Genomic DNA, 20,716 nt, shown 5'->3' with positions numbered 1-20,716 from the left:
TCACCTGCGCTTCCGGTTGTGCTTCTGATGGACCGCCTGCCGGCTGACGCCGAGTTCGTCGGCGATGGCCTGCCAGGACCAACCTCGATCCCGGGCATTCGCGACCTGGACCTCCTCGAGCCGTTCCAGCAGCCGGCGCAGGGCACGCACGGCGCGCAGGCCCACTGCGGGATCGGAGCTCGCGGCGGCAGCGGCGAGGGTGGTGGCTTCACTCATGGTGTCAATATAGGTTGACAACTCCAGCGCGTCAACGAAGATTGACAAGAAGCGGGATCCGCGCAGGTGGACGATCTACCGAGGCCACCGACCGGTGGTCGCGAACTTCTCCAGCATCGCGAGCGGTGCGGCGAGATCCATTCCCTCGGCAACGACCCATTCGTCGGAGAAATAGGTGTCGGCGTAGCGCTCGCCGCCGTCGCACAGCAGCGTCACGACGCTGCCCTCACGGCCCTCCGCGAGCATCTCGGCGATCAGACCGAAGGCTCCCCAGAGGTTCGTGCCGGTCGAGCCGCCCACCCGGCGTCCGAGCGCGGCACTCGCGTGCCGCATGGCGGCGATGGACGCCGCGTCGGGCACCCGCACCATCCGGTCGACGACCTCGGGCACGAAGGACGGCTCGACGCGCGGACGCCCGATCCCCTCGATGCGCGAGGGCATGCCGGTGGTGTAGTCGGCCGAACCCGTCTCGAACCCACCGAAGAACGCCGAGTTCTCGGGGTCGACGACCGCCAGCCGCGTCCGGTGACGGCGATAGCGGATGTAGCGGCCGAGAGTCGCGCTCGTGCCGCCGGTCCCGGCGCCGACGACGATCCACTCCGGCACGGGATGACGCTCGAGACGCATCTGCGAGTAGATGCTCTCGGCGATGTTGTTGTTGCCTCGCCAGTCGGTGACCCGCTCGGCGTTCGTGAACTGGTCCATGAAGCAGCCGCCGAGCTCGTCGGCGAGCCGCTGCGCCTCGGTGTAGATCTCCGGCGGGCGGTCGATGTAGTGGCACCGGCCGCCCTGGGCCTCGATGAGCGCGACCTTCGCCGGTGAGGTGCGGCGCGGTACGACGGCCACGAAGTCGAGGCCGAGGAGTCGCGCGAAGTACGCCTCGCTGACCGCGGTGGACCCGGACGACGCCTCGATGATCGGGGTCCCTTCACGGATCCAGCCGTTGCACAGGGCGTAGAGGAACAGCGAGCGCGCGAGGCGGTGCTTGAGACTGCCGGTGATGTGCGTCGACTCGTCCTTGAGGTACAGGTCGATGCGCCAGTCCGCCGGGAGCGGGTAGCGGAGCAGGTGGGTGTCGGCGCTGCGCTGAGCGTCGGCCTCGATGAGCCGGACGGCGTTGTCGACCCAGTCCCGGGGTGCGCTGCGGTCGACGACCGCGCCGGTCGCCGTCACCGCCCGTTCTCGCCGCGCATGCGCTTCTCGAGGTCGGCGCGTTCGGTACGCCGGCGCTCGTCGACCGCGGCGATGCTCTCGTTGACGCGACGCCGCAGCGAGGCGAAGAGCACGAGCGAGACGGGCAGGGCGATGAGCACGGCGAACAGGGCCGCGACGAGGAGGGGGATTTCCACCCCGAATGCCCGCGGAACGTAGAGAATGAGCAGTGTGAGCACGACGACGAGGGCGAGCCGTGCCACGGAGTACAACGCGACGTCCCGGATCAGGGACCCGGTCCCCGCTCGACGGCCTGCGGCCGTGGCGCCCTCGCCGTGAGGGTGTGGAGTGCGCTGGGAGGGGGTATCCGAGGGTTCGTTCCGGCGTTCGTCGTTCACCACTCCAGGTTAACCGGCCGTCAGGACGACGAGTTCCGCGACGATTTCCGGAAGTCGGACATCCGTCCGTTTTGTCTATTACTTCCGCTTTACCAACCGTAGACCGTTCGAGCAACCAGGGGTATCGGTGCCACCATGGGCTTGGACATCCCGATCGAACAACTCGATCGCGTCGAACAACACGATCACGACAACCGGGAGGACATTCGCAATGAGCGCACCCACTTTCAACGGCGCGAAGGAATCCCTGCTGACCCCGGGCCAGGTGGCAGCACTGTTCCATGTGGATCCCAAGACCGTCACCCGGTGGGCCCACGCCGGCCGATTGGGCTCGCTGCGGACCCCCGGTGGCCATCGCCGCTTCCGTGAGTCCGAGGTCCTGGCGCTGCTCCGCTCCCTGACGACCGAAGCGACGCGCTGATCCGAGACAGCAGAATCCGCACCTCCGGCGTGCACCTGCCGGACCCCGGCCGACCACCCGCGGAACCCACGTGCCGGACCGGGTTCCGCCCACCTAGAATGTGGACGAACCGGTCTGCGGTCGCCGCGGCCCGGAGGTGCACGGCGAGGGCACGTCCTCGTCCGGCACCGCCACGGTCAGGAGGTGCAACGTGCTCTATCTGTTGGCACTCATCGGTGCGGTGACACTCGCAGTCCTGCTGTGGAAGGCGTACGGTCCCACGTCCCGTCCGCCGACCCGCGTGATGGGTCCGGACGACGATCCCGACTTCCTGTGGAAGGTCGATCGCGAGGTGCACCGCCGCCGCAGTGGCGACGGCACCGGCGAGTCCGATCAGGAACGGGGCGACTGACCCTTCACCGTGTGCGGTGAGCCTGTCACCGCGCGGCGAACCCGTCGGCGATATCCGCGGCGAGTCCGAGAAGGGCGCGCCGCGTACCCGACTGCAACCGGTCCAGATCGATCTCCGCCCCCTCTTCGAGGTGGGGGTCGAAGGGTAGGACGTGGACCGCGCGGCACCGCTGTTCGAAGTGCCGCACCACGAGGTCGAGATCGACCTTGCCCGACCTCGGCCGCACCGCGTTGACGACGGCCACCGACCGCTCGACGAGTTCGCGATAGCCGTGCGCGTCGAGCCAGTCGAGGGTGGCCGACGCGCTGCGGGCGCCGTCCACCGAACCGGAACTGATGACGACCAGAGTGTCGGCGTTCTCGAGGATCGCGCTCATAGCAGAGTGCATGAGCCCGGTCCCGCAATCCGTGAGCACGATGCTGTAGAACCGCTCGAGCAGACCCAGCGTCCGCTCGTAGTCGTCGGCGCTGAAGGCCTCCGAGACCGCCGGATCGGTGTCCGAGGCGAGCACCTCGAGACGATGCGTGTTCTGCGAGGTGTAGGCGCGCACGTCCGCGTACGTCTCGAGCAGTTCCTGATCACGCAGCAGCGTGCGCACCGTGGCCGGCGTCTGTTCGGCCACCTTCTGACTCAACGTCCCGCGGTCCGGATTGGCGTCGACCGCGACGATCCGATCGCCACGCAGCTCCGCAAAGGTCGAACCGAGCGTGACCGTGGTGGTCGTCTTGCCCACCCCGCCCTTGAGACTCAGCAGGGCGATCCGATGGCAGCCGTGCAGCGGTACACGCACCCGCTCGGCCGATTCCTCCTTGCGCTGCTGCCGGGGGCTCTCCCCCACATGGACGCGACCACCGGTCGCCCGGTAGACCACCCGCCGCCAGCCCTTCCGCGGCGGCGCGGCGACCGGGCGTACCAGTAGCGACGAGTCCAGCGCCGTCGCGTCCAATGCGTGTCCGCCGAGCCCCGACGAACCGTTGTCGGCCCCATCCACCGCGTTCTCCCCCCGTCGACTGTCACGGACGACGGCGCGACGATAGCAGCCTCAGTTGAGCCCGGCGTACGAGTGCAGGCCCGAGACGACCATGTTGATGATGAACAGGTTGAACAGCATCGCGACGAAACCGGCGACGTTGATCCAGGCCGCGCGGGTGTTGCGCCAACCGGAGGTCGCACGGGCGTGCAGGTAGGCGGCGTAGACGACCCACGTGATGAACGAGACCGTCTCCTTCGGGTCCCAGCCCCAGAAGCGTCCCCAGGCCGCCTCGGCCCAGATGGCACCGAGGATGATGCCGGCACCGAACAGCGGGAAACCGATGATCGTGGTGCTGTAGGCGAGACGGTCGAGGGTCTGGGCGTCGGGCAGACGCTCGGCGAGCGACGCGAACACACCGCTGCGCTCCTCACCCTTCGGGAAACGGATGCGCAGGAGGAACAGCAGGCTCGCGACACCCGAGACGAGGAAGATGCCGCTGCCGACGCTGATGATCGTCACGTGGATCGGCAGCCAGAACGAGCGCAGCGCGGGAACCACCGGGGCGGCGTCGGCGTAGAGCACGGTCGCCGCGAGGAACATGAGGATCAGGACGGGAACCAGCAGGTACACCCACATGGTCCGGTAGGCCGGCTTGCGCAGGACGATCAGGCCGAAGATCACGGCGGCGGTGCACGCCATCGCGACGAACTCGTACATGTTGCCGAGCGGGAAGCGCTCGGTGGCCAGGCCTCGGAGCACGATCGAGGCGACCTGCAGTCCGGCGACCACGACGACCAGCGCTCGGCCCATGTTGCCGAGACGCTGCGACAGGGCGCGCTTCGGCGCCTCCTCGACGCGACCCGGGCCGGCGGTGCGTTCGACGCTGTCGGAGGCCGGTCGCCGGCCGGCCGCGACGAGTTCGCGTTCCCGTTCGGCCACGACGTCGGCGCGGTGGGTCGCATATTCGGCGACGAGCAGCACCAGCGCCAGCACGAGCACCGCGAACGCCGATTCGAAGGCCCAGTCGCTGTACCGCGCCAGGGTGTCGTTCTGTGTCATCAGTTCTTCTTCTCCTGTGCCGCCGGGGCGGAGGGTGCATCGTCACCGAGGAGTCGCTCGACCAGTCGGTCGAACTCGTCTCCCCATCCGGCCTGATCGGTCCGTGCGAGACCACCGAGTTCTACTACGGTTCGTCGTTCACCGTCGTTCACTGTACCGCTCGGGTACGCGCGCGCCCACACTCTGCGTCGTTTGACCAGCAGCGACACGAGCAGACCGGCCATCATCGCGATCGCCGCGACGAGCACCCACTGCTGCGCCGGGTCGTGCGAGACCTGCAGGTTGACGAAGTCGGTGGCCTTGTCGAACCGAACCTCGGTGCCGTCGGCGAGTGTCACGCTCTCCCCCGGACGCAGGTTCACGCGGTCCTGCTTCACGAGGCGGCCCTGGTTGATCAGTTCCTTGTTGAGCGAGAACAGCGACTGCGGGCTGCCGGTGTCGAGACCGGAGTCGCCCTTGTAGACGTCGATCGCGACGGCGGGGTCCATCATCGCCGGGAAGATCGACGTGAGCAGCGTGCCGTGGAAGGACGCCGTCGGCGCGAACAGTCCCTCGAGCGCGATCTGGTTCTTCCGGCGCTCGTCGGCGTCGGGGTACATGCCGCCGGGAGGGTCGAAGCGCATGGCGCCGCTGCTGAGGAAGGTCGTCGCGTCGTCGGGCGCCCACTGCATCGTCTCGGTGCGGGTCTCGCCGTTCGGCCAGGTGACGGTGAAGGTCGGGGCGTAACCGTGACCCTGCAGGTACACGCGGTCGCTGCCGACCCGCAGCGGATGGTTGACCTTCAACTGCGCGTCGCGCCAGGTGTTCGTGACGAGGTCGTCGCCGTACTGGTACTCGATGTCGGAGGTGAACATCTCGGCCTGGCCGTTGTCGAGATAGTCGGCGGCGAAGGTGTTCACCCGCACGCACATGGGGTTCAGGCCGGTGCCGTCGAGCGTGCTGCCGGCGCGGAACGAGTCGAAGGAGGCGGGCGAGGTGGTGCAGAACTCCTCGCCGTTCGCGACGAGGATGCGCTGCCCCTCGTAGCCGAAGAGCTTGCCGGCGGCGACGGCGACGAGCAGCCCGACGAGGGAGATGTGGAAGACCAGGTTGCCGGCCTCGCGCAGATAGCCCTTCTCGGCGGACAGGGTCATCTCGCCGTCACGTCCGCGGGCACCGCCCTCGCGGCGCACGACCTTCCAGCCGCGCAGTTCTCCCTGGATCCGATCGAGGGCGTCGGCGGGGCTGTCGGCCACGGTCGTCTGCGTGTGGTGCGGTAGGCGCTGCAGGTTGCGCGGCGCGGCGACCGGCGGGGTGCGCAGGGCGTGGAAGTGCTCGACGCACCGCGGCAGGATGCAGCCGACCAGCGAGACGAACAGCAGCACGTAGACGGCGGTGAACCAGAAGCTGCCGAAGACGTCGAACAGCTCGAACCGGTCCATGATCGGTCCGAGCGTCGGGCGGGCCGCGATGTACTCGTCGACCTTCTGGGTGTTGAGGCTGCGCTGCGGCAGGAGTGCGCCCGGGATCGCGGCGAGCGCGAGCAGGAACAGCAGGACCAGCGCGGTCCGCATCGACGTCAGGCCGCGCCAGGTGTTCCGCACGAAGGCCGTGGCACGTCCGAGCGCGCCCTGTCGCGGCGGAGGCGACGGTTGCGGTGCGGGGGTCGGGGTGTGTGTCGCGGTCATACGGGCAGAGTCACTTCCGAGATGAACGAGTCACGGACCCAGGACACGAACAGGTCCCACGCGCCGGTGACGAGAGCGATGCCGACGGCCATGAGCATCAGGCCGCCGACGATTTGCACGGTCCGCGCGTGGGTGCGCAGCCAGCCCACCCCGCGCAGCGCCCGCGCCGAGCCGAGCGCGAGCACGACGAACGGCAACCCGAGGCCGAGGCAGTAGGCGACGATCAGCGTCACCCCCCGTGCCGCGGTGGTGCCCTCGGTGCCCGCCGCCAGCGAGATGACGCCGGCGAGGGTGGGGCCGAGGCACGGGGTCCACCCGAGCGCGAAGACCGCGCCGAGCAGCGGGGCGCCCGCGAGGTTCGAGATGCGCCGGGGCGCCGGGCGCGTGTCGCGCTGCAGGGCCGGGATGAGGCCGATGAAGACCAGGCCCATCACGATGGTGACGACACCGCCCACCCGCATGAGCAGTTCGCGGTTGACGGCCAGCGCGGAGATCGCCCCGAACACCGAGGCGGTCGCGAGGACGAACACCACGGTGAATCCGAGGACGAACAGCCCGGCGGCACCCGCCACCCGGAGGCGACCGTCGCTGCGGACGGTCGTGGTGCGGGCACCGGCCTGCTCGGCGGTGACGGCGGGAGCCTCGGCTCCCACCACCCCGGCGAGATAGGACAGATAGCCGGGAACGAGCGGCACGACGCACGGCGACGCGAAGGAGACGAGACCGGCGAGCAGGCACGCGCCCATCGCCAGCAGCAGCGGACCCGACAGGGCCGCGTTCTGGAAGGTCTCCCCGACACCCGACGCAAGGATCACTGTTACTGCTCCGAATCCGGTTCCGCCGCGACCCGCTCGACGACCGGTTGCAGGTCCTCGGCGAGCAGTTCGGTCAGGTAGACCGCGGCCACGCGGTGCTCGCGGTCGAGGACGACCGTCGTCGGCACGACCGAGGTCGGGTAGTTCCGTCCGAGGGCGAGCAGCGAACGCATCGGCGGGTCGTAGATCGACGGGTAGCCGATCTGCTGGTCGGTGACGAAGTCCTGGGCCTTGTCGCGCTGGTTGTCGCGGACGTTGATGCCGAGGAACTGCACCCCGAGATCCTTGGTGGCCTCGTAGACCTCCTCGAGATCGTCGGCCTCGCTGCGGCAGGGCGCGCACCACTGGCCCCACACGTTGAGCACGACGACCTGGCCCTCGTAGTCGTCGAGGGAGATGGTCTCCCCCTCGTTCATGAGGTCCTCGCCGGTGAGCTCACCGAGGGTGCCGCGTTCGGCCGGGGGATCGTAGAAGATGCGGGTCTGCCCGCCGGGCGAGACGAAGTCGAACGTTCCCCCGGTGGCGACGGCGTCGTCCCCGGTGGCGCAGGAGGTGAGCAGGACGGCACCGCATATCGCGGCGACCGTCGCCCGGAACACCTTTCTCATGCGCCGTGGACGTTCGGGTCGGAGGCGCCGGCCGGCTCGGAGTAGACCAGGTCGACGAGGGTGTCGCCCTCGTAGACCAGGGAGGTCAGCGAGGCGAGGCTGCACTGGCGGCGACGCGGGTCGTGCCACAGGCGCTCGCCCTCGAGGAAGCGGCGCAGCGTCCACACCGGGAGCTGGTGGCTCACGCACACCGCTTCGCGTCCCGCCGCAGCCACGCGGGCCGCGTTGACGGCGGCGAGCATGCGGTGGGCGATCTGCAGGTAGGGCTCGCCCCAGGAGGGAGTGAACGGATCGCGCAGCTTCCACCAGTGGCGCGGCTTGCTGAGCGCGCCGTCGCCGACCGAGACCTTCAGGCCCTCGAAGTCGTTGGCCGCCTCGATGAGGTTCTCGTCGGTGCGGATCTGCAGGCCGTGCTTCTCCGCGATCGGGGTGGCGGTCTGCTGGGCCCGTTCGAGCGGGGACGCGACCACGTGCGCGATGTCGTGGTCGGCGAGCGACGCCGCGACCGCTCGTGCCTGGGCCTCGCCGGTCACCGACAGCCGGAAGCCGGGCAGGCGGCCGTAGAGGATTCCGGAGGGGTTGTGGACCTCTCCGTGGCGGAGCACGTGCACGATCGTGCGGGTCTCGGACGGGGCGGCGTCGGTCACGTCGATGTTCCTCGAGGGGTGTGGGAGGGGCGGGTTCGTGTGAGCAGGCAGGAGAGCGGCGCTACGGCGCGGTCGCCGCGGCGGCCGCGCGAGCGGCATGCGGCAGCGCGTCGGCGATCCGCGAGAACGCGTCGTCGTCGAGCGCGGACGAGACGAACCATGTCTCGAAAGCGCTGGGGGGTGCGTAGACGCCGCGCTCGAGCAGCGCGTGGAAGAAGGCCGGGAAGCGCCAGGTCTGCGCGGCCTTGGCCTGCTCGTAGTTCGTCACCGGCTCGTCGGTGAAGAACACGCTCAGCAGCGTGCCGGCGTTCTGGACGCGATGCGGCACCCCTTCTGCGGCGAGTGCCTCGCCGAGCAGACGACCGAGGGTCTCGGCGTTGCGGTCCAGGGCGGCGTAGACGTCGGCGTCGGCGGCACGCAGGCTCGCGAGGCCCGCGGCGACGGCGACGGGATTACCGGACAGGGTGCCGGCCTGGTAGACCGGTCCGTTCGGGGCGAGATGGGCCATGACATCGGCGCGACCACCGAAGGCCGCGGCGGGCAGACCACCGCTCATGACCTTGCCGAAGGTCATGAGGTCGCCGGAGACCCCGTCGATGCCGTGCCAGCCGGTCGGGCTCGCGCGGAAGCCGGTCATCACCTCGTCCATGATCAGCAGCGCGCCGTGCTCACGCGTGAGCTCGCGCAGACCCTCGTTGAAGCCGGGGACCGGCGGGACGGTGCCCATGTTGCCGGCGGCGGCCTCGGTGATGACCGCGGCGATCTCACCGGGGTTCGCCTCGAAGGCGGCACGCACGGCGGCGAGGTCGTTGTAGGGGACGACGACGGTGTCGCCCGCCTGGGCGCCCGTGACGCCGGGAGAGGTGGGCAGACCGAAGGTGGCGAGGCCGGAACCGGCGTCGGCGAGCAGTGCGTCGACGTGACCGTGATAACAGCCCGCGAACTTCACGATCTTCGACCGGCCGGTGAATCCGCGCGCGAGACGGACGGCGCTCATCGTCGCCTCGGTGCCGGAGTTGACGAGCCGGACCTGCTCGACGGGCGCGATGCGGGCGACGATCTCTTCGGCGAGTTCGACCTCGCCCTCGGTGGGGGCACCGAACGACAGACCCGCCAGCGCGGTCGATCGGACGGCCTCGACGACCGCGGGATGCGCGTGCCCGAGAATCATCGGACCCCAGGAACACACCAGGTCGACGTATGTTTTTCCGTCGACGTCGGTGAGCAGCGGACCCGATCCCGATGCGAAGAAGGGAGGATTGCCGCCGACCGATCCGAACGCGCGGACCGGAGAGTTGACGCCCCCCGGTGTCACCTTCGATGCCCGGTGGAAGAGTGCGGCGGATCGAGTGTCGTGGGTGGACGAAGCATCGGGGGTCGCAGTCACGACTTCCAGTGTCCGTAGTTTCGCGGGATTTGCCAAAAACAGAGGTCCTCAAACCTCATGTGTTTTTTCTCCCTTACCAGGAAAAAGGGACACCGTGAGTGACTTGTCGCACCTATCGTCTGAGGCATGCCGACGACAGCCGAACACCTGCGCATCGCACTCGACGGTGCGTGGCACGAAGCACGCGAACGCGCACGCAAGGATCTCGCGCACGAGAAGTTCGCGCCGCACTACACCCCCGAGACCGACAAGGCCCGCGCCATCACGCTCGAGCAGATGCGCATCCTCGCCGAGCACGGCTACGCCGCGGCGGGCTTCTCCGTCGAGTCCGGCGGCACGGGCGACGCGGGCGGTGCGGTCGCATCCATCGAGATGCTCGCGATGTCCGACCTGTCGCTGATGGTCAAGGCCGGCGTGCAGTGGGGACTGTTCGGCGGTGCCGTCGAGAACCTCGGCACCGAGCGGCACCACGAGAAATACGTCAAGCGGCTCATCGATCTCGATGTGCTCGGTTGCTTCGCGATGACCGAGACGGGGCACGGCAGCGACGTGCAGTCGCTCGAGACCACGGCGACCTACGATCCGGACAGCCAGGAGTTCGTGATCCACTCCCCCACCCCGTCGTCCCGCAAGGACTACATCGGTGGCGCGGCGCAGCACGCCCGGTTCGCGTCGGTCTTCGCGCAGCTCGTCACGCAGGGTGAGACACATGGCGTGCACTGTTTCGTCGTCCCGATCCGCGACGAGGACGGCAACGACCTGCCGGGCGTGACGACCTCCGACTGCGGTTACAAGGGCGGCCTGCCGGGTGTCGACAACGGCCGCATCGTCTTCGACCAGGTCCGCATCCCCCGGGAGAACCTGCTCAACAAGTACGCCGACGTCGAACCGGACGGCACCTACGTCTCGGACATCGACAACCCGAGCCGGCGGTTCTTCACGATGCTCGGCACGCTCGTCCGCGGTCGCATCACCGTCGGCGGCTCGGCGGGTGCGGCGGCGCGGGTCGCGCTGAGCATCGCCACCCGCTACGCCGAGAAGCGCCGCCAGTTCGACGCCCCCGGACGCGACGGTGAGGTGCCGATCATGGACTATCTCGTCCACCAGCGTCGCCTGCTCCCGCTGATCGCCCGCTCGTACGCGCTCGGCTTCGCCCAGAACGAGCTGCTCACGACGATGCACCGGCTGCAGTCGACGTCGCTGCAGGAACTCGACGCGCAGGAACAGCGCGAACTCGAGGGTCGCGCGGCGGGCCTCAAGGTCGCCAACACCTGGCACGCGTCGCGGGCGATCCAGGAGTGCCGCGAGGCGTGCGGTGGTGCCGGTTACATGGCCGAGAACCGGCTGACGGCGCTGCGCGCGGACGTCGACGTGTTCACCACCTTCGAGGGCGACAACCACGTCCTGACCCAGCTGGTCGCGAAGGAACTGCTCACCGCCTACGCCGACGAGGTGCAGGGCATGAGCCCGGTGGAGTGGATGCGCTTCGCCGCGACCACCATCTCCGACATCGTCAAGAAGCGCACCGCGGCGCAGCAGATCATCCAGACGATCGTCGACACCCGCCAGGACAACGAGGAGGACGGCAGCCTCTTCAACCGCGGCACCCAGGTAACGATGTTCGAGGACCGCGAGCAGTACCTGCTGTCCACCGCGGCCCGGCGCCTGCAGGCCGCGATGAAGCGCGAGGACAACCCGTTCGACGCCTTCAACTTCGTGCAGGACCACGTGCTGCACGCCGCCCGCGCCCACATCGACCGCGTCGTGCTCGAGGCGTTCGTCGCCGCGATCGAGGACTGCAAGGACGAGACCGCCGGCGACCTGCTGTCTGAGCTGTGCGATCTCTACGCGCTGACGATCATCGACGAGGACAAGGCGTGGTTCATGGAGCACCGCCTGCTGTCGGTCGAACGTGCCAAGGCCGTCACGCGCGGGATCAACGAGCGGTGCCGCAGCCTGCGTCCGCACGCGCTGACGCTCGTGGACGGGCTGGGTGTGCCCGACTACCTGCTCGGCTCGGCCATGCTCGACCGTGAGGGAGCGGTCGTCCCGCCTCAGGAAGTCGCGGTCTGACCCGGGTCGCCGACGAGCTCACCGAGCCGTGCTCGCAGCTCGTCGGCGTCCTTCGCCCACGCCCGCACGAACGTCCCTCCGGTGAGCCGTAGTCCGACGGGCTTGCGGCCGCGCGGCACGTCGGCCAGTTCGCCGAGGCTCCGGGCGGTCTCCCAGCGTTCCGGATCGCGCCGGCCCTCCGGTGGCGGCGGCAGCACCGCCTCGATCTCGGCGACCGGTAGTTCCTCGGTGCCCTGCCGAAGGGTCGTGGAGGTGAGCTCGACACTGACGTGCCGACGGGCCGCCACGACCATCACGTAGGAGAAACCGGCGAGCACGATCGCGATGATCGGCAGTGCCGCCCAGTGCACGACGGGACCGGTGAGCAGTTCGACGACCAGGGCCACGACGCAGAACAGCGGACCGATGGCGACCGTGCGCCATCGCGCCCCGGGTTCGTGGAACAGCGGCCCGGTCGCGTCGGTGCCCATCGGGTCGGGGGTCGTCGGGTCGGTCAAGCGGCGAACGCGCCGGGGATCACCAGCAGCACGGTGGTCACCAGGCCGAGGAGGGCGATGAGAGCGATCAACACCAGTTCGCGACGGCGCCCATAGGGCCGCGGTTCCACCTGCATGACGTCCTTTTCGCTCGACGGAAAGGGCCGTGCGGCCCACATGGTGAGCCCACCGTACTCTTCCGTCGCGCCCGACGAAACCGAGTGGTACGTCTATTCTTCCGGCAGTCGCAGGAAGAACCGGTTGGCATCCCGCCGGTGCATCAGCACGATCGCTCCGACGGTCGCGACGGCTTGCAGAATGCCCACCACACCGAGTATCCAGCCCGCGCCGCCCTCCCCGACGCCCACACCGAAGACGGTGGGCAGGGTCGACAGCGACATGAACACCCCGAGCAGGGTGAGCAGCATCCGGGCCCAGTTCTTGGCCTTCAACAGCTGCCTGACCACCAGATACAGCAGTCCGACGATCACCAGGCCGATGCCGGCGGTCAGCGCGACCAGCACCGGAACCGCCGATTCGAGCTGCTCCGTCGTGACCCCCTCGACGGCCTGATCGGTGGCCATCATCGTCATCAGATCGAGCAGTTCGTCGCGTCGACCGAGCAGATCGGCGAGACTTGCCGCCAAACTCACGACGGCGAGAGCGAGTACCCCGCACCACAATTGGTAGGCCGTCGTGACGTCTCCGGGAACGGGACGATTCGCCGCGGGACCGGGCCCGACAGGAGGTGCGGGGAAGCTCATGACAGGCGACCCGCGACCTCGGCGGCCCAGTAGGTGAGGACGACGTCCGCGCCGGCCCGCCGGATGCCGACCAGCGATTCGAGGATCGCCGCGTCGCGATCGATCCAGCCCTTCTGCGCGGCCGCGGTGATCATCGAGTACTCCCCCGAGATCTGGTAGGCGGCCACCGGGACGGGCGATCGGTCGGCGACCTCGCGCAGCACGTCGAGGTACGACATCGCCGGCTTGACCATCACCATGTCGGCGCCCTCGGCGAGGTCGAGGTCCACCTCGTGCAGCGACTCGCGACGGTTCGCCGGATCCTGCTGGTAGGTGCGGCGATCGCCCTCGAGGGACGAGCCGACGGCGTCGCGGAAGGGACCGTAGAACGCCGAGGCGTACTTCGCGGAGTAGGCGAGCTGACCGACCTCGGTGTGCCCGGCCTCGTCGAGCGCCGACCGGATGAAGCCGATCTGACCGTCCATCATGCCGCTCGGGCCGAGCAGATGCGCTCCGGCCTCGGCCTGCGCGACGGCCATCTCGGCATAGCGCTCCAGGGTGGCGTCGTTGTCGACGACACCGGTGTCGGTGAGCACACCGCAGTGGCCGTGATCGGTGAACTCGTCGAGGCAGGTGTCGGCCATGATCACCGTGGAGTCGCCGAGTTCGCTGCGCAGCGACCGCAGCGCGCGGTTGAGCACACCGTCGGGATCGCTCGCCGCGGAACCGCGGGCGTCCTTGTCCTCGGGGCGCGGCACACCGAAGAGCATCAGGCCGCCGACACCGGCGGACACGGCCTCGGCCGCGGCCTTGCGGAGCGAATCGGCGGTGTGCTGGTACACACCGGGCATCGACGCGATCTCGCGCGGCTCGTCGAGACCGTCGGCCACGAACATCGGTAACACGAGGTGGCGGGGTTCGAGGGAGGTCTCTGCCACGAGTCGTCGGATGGCAGGTGTGCTGCGAAGCCGGCGGGGACGGATGTCGGGAAACATGGGGAGAACACCTTCCATACGGGCCGTGCGCGGCCCCGGTAGTGGCGACTACCGGAACCGCGCACGGATCATCGGATCACGAGAGATCAGCGGCGGGCGCGGGACTTCTTCCGCGGCGGGGGCAGCGCGCCCTCGGCGCGGAGCCGGGCCGCGTGCTCGGCGAGCGCGTCGACCAGGGGCCCGATCTGCGCGGTCTCGGGCTGCACGTCCACCCGCAGACCGAACTCGATCGCCGTCTCGGCCGTCTTCGGGCCGATGCACGCGACGATCGTGCGGGCGTGCGGCTTGCCGGCGATACCCACGAGATTGCGGACCGTCGACGACGACGTGAAGCACACCGCGTCGAAACCACCGGTCTTGATCATCTCGCGGGTCGCGGCCGGCGGCGGAGCGGCACGCACGGTGCGGTAGGCGGTGACGTCGTCGATCTCCCAGCCGCGCTCGCGCAAGCCCTCGGCGAGGGTCTCGGTGGCGATGTCGGCGCGCGGCAGCAGCACCCGGTTGACCGGGTCGAAGACGTCGTCGTACGGGGCGAACTCCGCGAGCAGGCCGAGGCTGGACTGTTCGCCGCTGGGCACGAGCTCGGGGATGATGCCGAACGAGCGCACCTTCGCGGCGGTGGCCTCACCGACGCACGCGATCTTGACGCCGGAGAACGCCCGCGCGTCGAGACCGAACGCCTCGAACTTCTCCCACACCGCACGCACCGCGTTGGTAGAGGTGAAGACCACCCACTGGTAGCGGCCGTCGACCAGTCCCTTGACCGCGCGTTCCATCTGCGCGGGACTGCGCGGCGGCTCGACCGCGATGGTCGGCACCTCCATCGGGATGGCGCCGTGCGTGACGAGCCGCTCGCTCATCTCGCCGGCCTGATCCTTGGTGCGGGGCACGAGCACGGTCCAGCCGTACAGCGCGCGCGACTCCCACCACGACATCTTGTTGCGGTGCGAGACGACCTTGCCGACGGTGACGACGAGCGGCCCGACGAGCTCGGAACCCGCATCGTTCAGGGTCGCGAGGGTGGCCTCGACGGTGCGCTGCTGGCGGGTGGTGCCGCGCACGGTGATCGCGGCGGGGGTCTGCGGCGCGAGACCGTGCTCGACGAGCGCGCTGGCGGTCTCGGCGAGGTGACCGGAGGTCGCGTGGAGAACGAGGGGGCCGGGGGCTGCGGCGAGCGCGGCCCAGTCGACCTCTCCGCGCACGTCGACCTCGGTGTGGCACGAGCCGAGCGCCATGCCGGCGTAGCTCGGCACCGACGACCCGGCGGGCAGGCCCGGCAGGACCTCGAAGACCACCTGGGTGCGGGCGACGGCGTTGACCTCGGCGATCACCGAGTCGGTGGTGAGGGGGTCGCCGGCGACGAGGCGCACCACGTCGCGTCCGGCCTTCGCCTCGGCGACGAGCGTCTTGGCGACCTCGGCGGGCTCGCCGAGCGCGGGGCGGACCTCGGCGACGGGCTCACCGGTCTCCGGGTCGGTGCCGTGATCGACACCGACGAGGGCCACGACACCCTTGTCGACATCGGGGTCGGTGAAGGCGATCGTGGCGCCCGCCAGCACGTCACGCGCGCGCACGGTGAGCAGCGCAGGATCGCCCGGACCCGATCCCACGAACAGGATGCGCCCGGGGTTGTGCTTACGGACTCGGCTCATCGGTCATTCTCCAGTGCGGTCAAATCAGCGGTAAGGGCAAATCGGGTGACGGTGACGGCTGGGTCAATCATCGGCAGGTCTCGTCTCGGGGACGACCCCGTGCTCGACCATGAGCTCGCGCGCACCGAGCTCGAGCAGTTCGCGGGCGACACGACGACCGAGTTCCTCGGCCTTCTCCGGCGCCCCCACCGCGCTCGCTCGCAGCACATCCGATCCGTCCATGGCGGCGGCGCATCCACGCACCGACAGTTCCTCGATCACCCGGCCGTCGTCGTCGAGCGACTCGACGACGTCGGCGATCGCCCCCACCGGTGCGGTGCATCCGGCTTCGAGTTCGGCGAGCAGCGAGCGCTCCGCGACGACGGCGGCGCGGCTCGGCGCGTGGTCGAGTCCGGCGAGCAGCTCGATCATCTCGGGATCGTCCGACCGGCACTCGACGGCGAGTGCACCCTGCGACGGTGCGGGCAGCATCTGCACCGGTTCGAGGGACTCGGTGACGCGGTCCAGGCGTCCGATGCGCGACAGTCCGGCACGCGCGATGACGATCGCGTCGAGTTCGCCGGAGTCGACCTTGCCGATGCGGGTGTCGATGTTGCCGCGCAGCGGTTCGATCTGCAGTCCCAGGCCGAGCGCGGCGAGTTGTGCCCGCCGGCGCGGCGCCGAGGTACCGACCTTCGAGCCGGGCGGCAGCTCGCCGAGGACGAGTCCGTCGCGGGCGACGAGCGCGTCACGCGGATCCTCCCGCTCGGGGACGGCCGCGACGACCAGACGCGGATCCTGGAAGGTCGGCAGGTCCTTGTAGGAGTGCACGGCGACGTCGACCTCACCGGCGAGCAGCGCCTCGCGCAGCTCGGCGGTGAACACGCCGACGCCGATGCGCTGCACCGGGCCGGGCGTCACGTCGCCCTTCGTGGTGATGACGACGAGCTCTGCCGGGCGACCCGCGGCGATGAGTGCGTCGCGCACGGTACCGGCCTGGGTCGTGGCGAGCACGCTGCCGCGGGTACCGATCCGCAGAGGACGATCCTGCCGAGCAACATCGTCGCGGGAAACCGATGCGGCTTCGGTGCTCATGCGGTGCCGTCCTTTCGTGAGGCCTGGAGTTCGGTGGTGACAGCGGGGTCCAGCGCGGCGGACAGATCCCCCGAGAGGGTGGGATCGGTCAGCGAGCTCAGATCCTTGGTGGGTGTCGCGACCGCCTCGACCGAGCCCGGGCGCAGCTCGAACAGCTCGCGCAGGGCCTCGGCGTACTGGTCGCCTCCCGGCGTCGACGCGAGCTGCTTGACGCGCACCGTCGGGGCGTGGAGGAGCTTGTCGACGACCCGGCGCACGGTGCGGGCGACCTCGCCGCGCTGGCCGTCGTCGAGATCGGGCAGTCGCGATTCGAGGCGCATCAGTTCGCCCTCGACCACCTCGGCGGCGCGCTGACGCAGTGCCGTCACGGTGGGGGTGACCTCGGCGAGTCGCTGCGCGGTGAGGTACTGCGACAGCTCGGCGGCGACGATCTTGCGGGCGGCCTCCGCGTCGGTCGCGGCGGCACCGGCCGACGGGTCGCGTTGCAGCGACTCCATGTCGAAGACCTGCACGCCCGGCAGACCGGCCACGGCGGTGTCGACGTCGCGGGGCAGACCGAGATCGCAGATCGCGAGGGGGCGTTCGCCGCGGCCGGGCTGCGCGAGTGCGCGGTGCGCGTCGGCGAGGGTGACGACGGCGCCCACCGCTCCGGTGCAGGTGACGGCGACGTCGGCGCGGCTCAGCGCGGTCGCGAGATCGTCGAATCCGACGACCTCGGCGTCGACACCGGCGGCCCGTGCGGTCTCGGCGAGTCGCTCGGCACGGTCGCGGGTGCGGTTGGCGACGACGATCGAGCCGACCTCGGCGCGGACGAGATGCGCGACCGCGAGGCCGCCCATGGCGCCGGCGCCGATCACCGCGGCGGTGCGACCCTTCAGGTCGCCTCCGAGGAAGTTCGCGGCCTTCTCGAGCGCGACCGACACGACGGACGCACCGGCGGCGTCGATGCCGGTCTCCGAGTGCACCCGCTTGCCGACGCGCAGCGCCTGCTGCGCGAGTTCGTGCAGGGTGCGGCCCGCGGCCTGCTGGGCGTCGGCGGCGGCGTAGGCGGTGCGGATCTGGCCGAGGATCTGCTGCTCCCCCACGACCATCGAGTCGAGCCCGCTGGCGACGGAGAAGAGGTGTTCGGCAGCGGCCTCGCTGTACCGGACGTAGGCGTGCTTGTGCAGTTCGGTGACGGGCAGACCCGAGTGCTCGGCGAGCAGTTCGCTGACCGCGGCGAGCGCGCCGTGGAAGGCGTCGACCACCGCGTAGATCTCCACCCGGTTGCAGGTGGAGACGATCATCGCTTCGGAGATCTTGTCCGACGCCAGCATCTTGTCGGTGAGCTTGGGACGGTCGGTGTCCGTGACCGCCACCTTCTCGAGCACCGGGACCGGTGCGCTCCTATGCGATATCCCGACGAGGAGAACACTCACGGTGCGATCACCGATCCGTTTCTGGTCGCGGCCGAGCCCATCGGACCCGCCTTTCCTGTTGTGGTACGCCGTGCAGAGCTCCGGGTGGACACCCGCGGGATGCCGGCGGGGCGTACGTCGCCGGCTGCAGGACGAACGTCAGCGGTCGCGGCGCGGGGGGTCTCCCCGTTGCGCGTGCTGTTGAACGAGAGAACCTGCATCTCGACGGACAGATCGACGCGTCGGATCTCGACGTGGTCGGGGACATCGAGTTCGACGGGAGCGAAGCTCAGGATGCTGCGCACTCCTGCGAGCACGAGCCGATCGCACACCTGCTGCGCTGCCTCGTCGGGGGTGGCGACGACACCGATGGTCGCGCCGAGTTCACGGGCTCCGTTCTCGAGATCGTCGACGTGACGCACGACGAGATCGCCCACACGTGTGCCCACCACGTCGGGATCGGAATCGAAGAGTCCGGCCATCGTGAATCCGCGGCGGTCGAAGCCCGGATACCGGGCGAGGGCGCGGCCGAGGCTGCCCACTCCGACGAGCACGACACGATGGCCCCGGTCGAGTCCGAGAGCTGCTTCGATGCGGGACTGGAGGCGCAGGACGTCGTAGCCGACGCCGCGCACTCCGTTGGGTCCGAGGAAGGACAGATCCTTGCGCAGTTTGGCCGAACCGACCCCGGCCGCGGCCGCGAGTTCCTCACTGGAGACGATGAGGGTGCCCGCTTCGGCGAACGCACCGAGGACCCGGAGGTAAGTGGCGAGACGCGTCACAGTAGCCTGTGGGATATCGCGGACCGGAGGGGTGGGAGTGGCACCCTCGCCGGACTCGGCGGTGCCGCGAGCGTCCTCGCCCTGCGGTGGGTGCAACTGCGTCACGGTACGTGGCTCCTCGTCCGGCCGGTGGATACACGCCTGGCCTCACGGTGATCCGGGAATTCGTTCACACCACGGTAACCGCTTGTGAAGCCATGCACAAAGTTGCTCGAAGCACCCCGAATGTGCTTCCCACCTGCTGTACGACAAGGACCTGCCGACTCAGCGGGCGAGATCTGCGCGCAGTCGCGGCTCGTCCACCTCCCAGTAGCTGTGCTCGCGTCCGTCGAGGAGAACGACGGGCAGACGGTCCCCGAATTCGGCCCGCAGATCGGGATCGGTTGCGGCAGCGACATCCACGTCGATGCAGGTGACCTCGACGCCGAGCTCCTCCGCGAGCGCCTCGAGCTGCTCGCGCGCCGGACCGCACGCACCGCACCCGGCGCGCACCAGAAGGGTCAGGTGATGACGGCTCACGGAGCCGCTCGTTGCCGATGACGATTGCTCACTCATGCCTCCACTGTGCGGCACGACCTGTCGAGATGAACGTCACACCCGGTCACGGGGGCGACGGCCTCCCGGTGACGGGCCGTATCGCGGGCTAGGCTTGGCGCGGGTCACCCGTGTATGCGGGCGCCGTGTGCGCGGCGCCCGGAGCACAGGGGTCACACGGGGCCCGCCCGTTTCGACAGCCCCGCCCGTTACGACACCGGAGGTGCGAGTGCCAGGACGTTCGTTTCCCTACGGATGGGGCATGGGTGAGACGTGGGCGCGCATCATCCGTCCCGGACGTCGGCTCTTCTCTCGCAAGTTCGGGCCCAGCGAGGAAGAGGTCCGCGCCAATCTCGCAGGTGAGGCGAGCGCCGATGCCGCCCTCGCGTTGCAGGAATCCCGTGTCGAGCCCGAGCCCTCCCCCGACACCACTCCCGTCCCGCGCGATCTGACCGCGGCGGCGTTCTTCGACGTCGACAACACGATGGTGCAGGGCGCGTCGATCATCCACTTCGCCCGTGGCCTCGTCGCCCGGGACTACTTCGACAAGTCCGACCTGTTCGAGTTCGCCTGGCAGCAGGTCAAGTTCCGCCTGACGGGCAAGGAGAACATGAACGACGTCGCGTCCGGTCGCGACAAGGCTCTGTCGTTCGTGCAGGGCCGCTCCACCGAGGAACTGCGCCGGCTCGGCGAGGAGATCTACGACGACATCATCGCCGACAAGATCTGGCCGGGCACCCGCGCGCTCGCGCAGATGCACCTCGACGCGGGCCAGCAGGTGTGGCTCGTGACCGCGACGCCGGTCGAACTGGCCGACGTCATCGCCGAACGCCTCGGCCTGACCGGTGCGCTCGGCACCGTCGCCGAGTCGGAGGACGGCGTCTTCACGGGCCGCCTCGTCGGCGACATCCTGCACGGTCTCGGCAAGGCGCACGCGGTGCGGGCCCTCGCGATCCGTGAGGGTCTGAATCTCAAGCGCTGCACGGCCTATTCGGACAGCCACAACGACGTGCCGATGCTCTCGGTGGTCGGCACGGCCGTCGCGATCAATCCCGATCCGGACCTGCGGCAGGTCGCTCGCACACGTGGGTGGGAGATCCGCGACTTCCGGACGGCGCGCAAGGCCGCGAAGGTCGGGGTTCCGACGGCGCTCGGCCTCGGTGCCGCGGGTGGTGCGGTCGCGGTCCTCGTGGGCCGCCGCCGCGACCGAGCGGCCTGACAGTACAGCCGCGACCGAGCGGCCTGATTTCCGTCTT

General features: G+C 69.6%; 22 protein-coding genes. 4 read left to right on the top strand and 18 right to left on the bottom strand.

Annotated features, from left to right (window positions below; all coding sequences use genetic code 11):
- The 3 genes from ACPCXD_RS05420 to ACPCXD_RS05410 all read right to left on the bottom strand — a co-directional run bounded on the left by ACPCXD_RS05420 (window position 1) and on the right by ACPCXD_RS05410 (window position 1,769).
- Entirely contained in the window at window positions 1-216 is a 216-nt protein-coding gene (locus ACPCXD_RS05420; RefSeq protein WP_088897076.1) for a helix-turn-helix domain-containing protein, read from the bottom strand.
- Between the two features lie 75 nt (window positions 217-291).
- Window positions 292-1,389, bottom strand: coding sequence for an L-cysteine desulfhydrase Cds1 (gene cds1, locus ACPCXD_RS05415; RefSeq protein ID WP_088897075.1), 1,098 nt, complete (start codon window positions 1,387-1,389; stop codon window positions 292-294).
- Complete coding sequence (locus ACPCXD_RS05410; protein ID WP_016694334.1) at window positions 1,386-1,769, bottom strand: DUF4229 domain-containing protein; 384 nt, start codon at window positions 1,767-1,769, stop codon at window positions 1,386-1,388. Before ACPCXD_RS05410 ends, cds1 begins: the two co-directional genes overlap by 4 nt.
- Before the next feature lie 208 nt (window positions 1,770-1,977).
- Here ACPCXD_RS05410 and ACPCXD_RS05405 point away from each other — a divergent pair, with 208 nt between their 5' ends.
- A complete protein-coding gene (locus ACPCXD_RS05405; RefSeq protein WP_006552323.1) occupies window positions 1,978-2,187 on the top strand; it encodes a BldC family transcriptional regulator in 210 nt (69 codons plus the stop codon).
- Between the two features lie 190 nt (window positions 2,188-2,377).
- Window positions 2,378-2,578: a hypothetical protein gene (locus ACPCXD_RS05400; RefSeq protein WP_026061601.1), complete on the top strand. Its 201-nt coding sequence runs from the start codon at window positions 2,378-2,380 to the stop codon at window positions 2,576-2,578.
- 25 nt (window positions 2,579-2,603) lie between these two features.
- Here ACPCXD_RS05400 and ACPCXD_RS05395 read toward each other — a convergent pair whose 3' ends face one another.
- The 7 genes from ACPCXD_RS05395 to hemL all read right to left on the bottom strand — a co-directional run bounded on the left by ACPCXD_RS05395 (window position 2,604) and on the right by hemL (window position 9,734).
- Complete coding sequence (locus tag ACPCXD_RS05395) at window positions 2,604-3,569, bottom strand: MinD/ParA family ATP-binding protein (RefSeq protein WP_106201467.1); 966 nt, start codon at window positions 3,567-3,569, stop codon at window positions 2,604-2,606.
- Between the two features lie 51 nt (window positions 3,570-3,620).
- Entirely contained in the window at window positions 3,621-4,610 is a 990-nt protein-coding gene (gene ccsB, locus ACPCXD_RS05390) for a c-type cytochrome biogenesis protein CcsB (protein WP_229565345.1), read from the bottom strand.
- A complete protein-coding gene (resB, locus tag ACPCXD_RS05385) occupies window positions 4,610-6,277 on the bottom strand; it encodes a cytochrome c biogenesis protein ResB (RefSeq protein WP_106201466.1) in 1,668 nt (555 codons plus the stop codon). Before resB ends, ccsB begins: the two co-directional genes overlap by 1 nt.
- Entirely contained in the window at window positions 6,274-7,092 is an 819-nt protein-coding gene (locus tag ACPCXD_RS05380) for a cytochrome c biogenesis CcdA family protein (protein ID WP_016696083.1), read from the bottom strand. The genes resB and ACPCXD_RS05380 overlap by 4 nt, the downstream gene beginning before the upstream one ends.
- Window positions 7,093-7,094: 2 nt before the next feature.
- Window positions 7,095-7,700, bottom strand: a complete 606-nt coding sequence (locus ACPCXD_RS05375) for a TlpA disulfide reductase family protein (RefSeq protein ID WP_106201465.1) — start codon at window positions 7,698-7,700, stop codon at window positions 7,095-7,097.
- Window positions 7,697-8,347: a histidine phosphatase family protein gene (locus ACPCXD_RS05370; protein ID WP_016696081.1), complete on the bottom strand. Its 651-nt coding sequence runs from the start codon at window positions 8,345-8,347 to the stop codon at window positions 7,697-7,699. Before ACPCXD_RS05370 ends, ACPCXD_RS05375 begins: the two co-directional genes overlap by 4 nt.
- Window positions 8,348-8,408: 61 nt before the next feature.
- A complete protein-coding gene (gene hemL / locus ACPCXD_RS05365; protein ID WP_229565347.1) occupies window positions 8,409-9,734 on the bottom strand; it encodes a glutamate-1-semialdehyde 2,1-aminomutase in 1,326 nt (441 codons plus the stop codon).
- Between the two features lie 126 nt (window positions 9,735-9,860).
- Here hemL and ACPCXD_RS05360 point away from each other — a divergent pair, with 126 nt between their 5' ends.
- Window positions 9,861-11,807, top strand: coding sequence for an acyl-CoA dehydrogenase family protein (locus ACPCXD_RS05360; protein WP_145693272.1), 1,947 nt, complete (start codon window positions 9,861-9,863; stop codon window positions 11,805-11,807).
- On the opposite strand, the gene mce1N is transcribed toward ACPCXD_RS05360, so the two are convergent.
- The 8 genes from mce1N to ACPCXD_RS05320 all read right to left on the bottom strand — a co-directional run bounded on the left by mce1N (window position 11,789) and on the right by ACPCXD_RS05320 (window position 19,481).
- Window positions 11,789-12,277, bottom strand: a complete 489-nt coding sequence (mce1N, locus tag ACPCXD_RS05355) for a transport-regulating membrane protein Mce1N (protein WP_423658878.1) — start codon at window positions 12,275-12,277, stop codon at window positions 11,789-11,791. The genes ACPCXD_RS05360 and mce1N overlap by 19 nt on opposite strands.
- Window positions 12,278-12,513: 236 nt before the next feature.
- A complete protein-coding gene (locus ACPCXD_RS05350) occupies window positions 12,514-13,047 on the bottom strand; it encodes a hypothetical protein (protein WP_229565349.1) in 534 nt (177 codons plus the stop codon).
- Window positions 13,044-14,021, bottom strand: coding sequence for a porphobilinogen synthase (gene hemB, locus ACPCXD_RS05345; protein ID WP_060650866.1), 978 nt, complete (start codon window positions 14,019-14,021; stop codon window positions 13,044-13,046). Before hemB ends, ACPCXD_RS05350 begins: the two co-directional genes overlap by 4 nt.
- A gap of 86 nt (window positions 14,022-14,107) precedes the next feature.
- On the bottom strand, window positions 14,108-15,673 hold the full coding sequence (locus tag ACPCXD_RS05340; RefSeq protein WP_016693742.1) for a bifunctional uroporphyrinogen-III C-methyltransferase/uroporphyrinogen-III synthase: 1,566 nt from the start codon (window positions 15,671-15,673) through the stop codon (window positions 14,108-14,110).
- A 63-nt stretch (window positions 15,674-15,736) separates the two neighbouring features.
- Entirely contained in the window at window positions 15,737-16,747 is a 1,011-nt protein-coding gene (hemC, locus tag ACPCXD_RS05335; RefSeq protein WP_016693741.1) for a hydroxymethylbilane synthase, read from the bottom strand.
- A complete protein-coding gene (locus ACPCXD_RS05330) occupies window positions 16,744-18,165 on the bottom strand; it encodes a glutamyl-tRNA reductase (RefSeq protein WP_026061480.1) in 1,422 nt (473 codons plus the stop codon). Before ACPCXD_RS05330 ends, hemC begins: the two co-directional genes overlap by 4 nt.
- Window positions 18,162-19,031: a redox-sensing transcriptional repressor Rex gene (locus ACPCXD_RS05325; RefSeq protein WP_026061479.1), complete on the bottom strand. Its 870-nt coding sequence runs from the start codon at window positions 19,029-19,031 to the stop codon at window positions 18,162-18,164. Before ACPCXD_RS05325 ends, ACPCXD_RS05330 begins: the two co-directional genes overlap by 4 nt.
- 159 nt (window positions 19,032-19,190) lie before the next feature.
- Entirely contained in the window at window positions 19,191-19,481 is a 291-nt protein-coding gene (locus ACPCXD_RS05320; RefSeq protein ID WP_145693271.1) for a glutaredoxin family protein, read from the bottom strand.
- A gap of 241 nt (window positions 19,482-19,722) precedes the next feature.
- Here ACPCXD_RS05320 and ACPCXD_RS05315 point away from each other — a divergent pair, with 241 nt between their 5' ends.
- Entirely contained in the window at window positions 19,723-20,679 is a 957-nt protein-coding gene (locus ACPCXD_RS05315; RefSeq protein WP_016693737.1) for an HAD family hydrolase, read from the top strand.
- The last annotated feature ends 37 nt before the right edge of the window (window positions 20,680-20,716 follow it).

The organism is Rhodococcus sp. AB351, from assembly GCF_049538275.1.
Lineage (GTDB): Bacteria > Actinomycetota > Actinomycetes > Mycobacteriales > Mycobacteriaceae > Rhodococcus.
The sequence above is the reverse complement of the archived record's forward strand: the minus strand, read 5'-3'. Positions and strand labels throughout refer to the sequence as shown.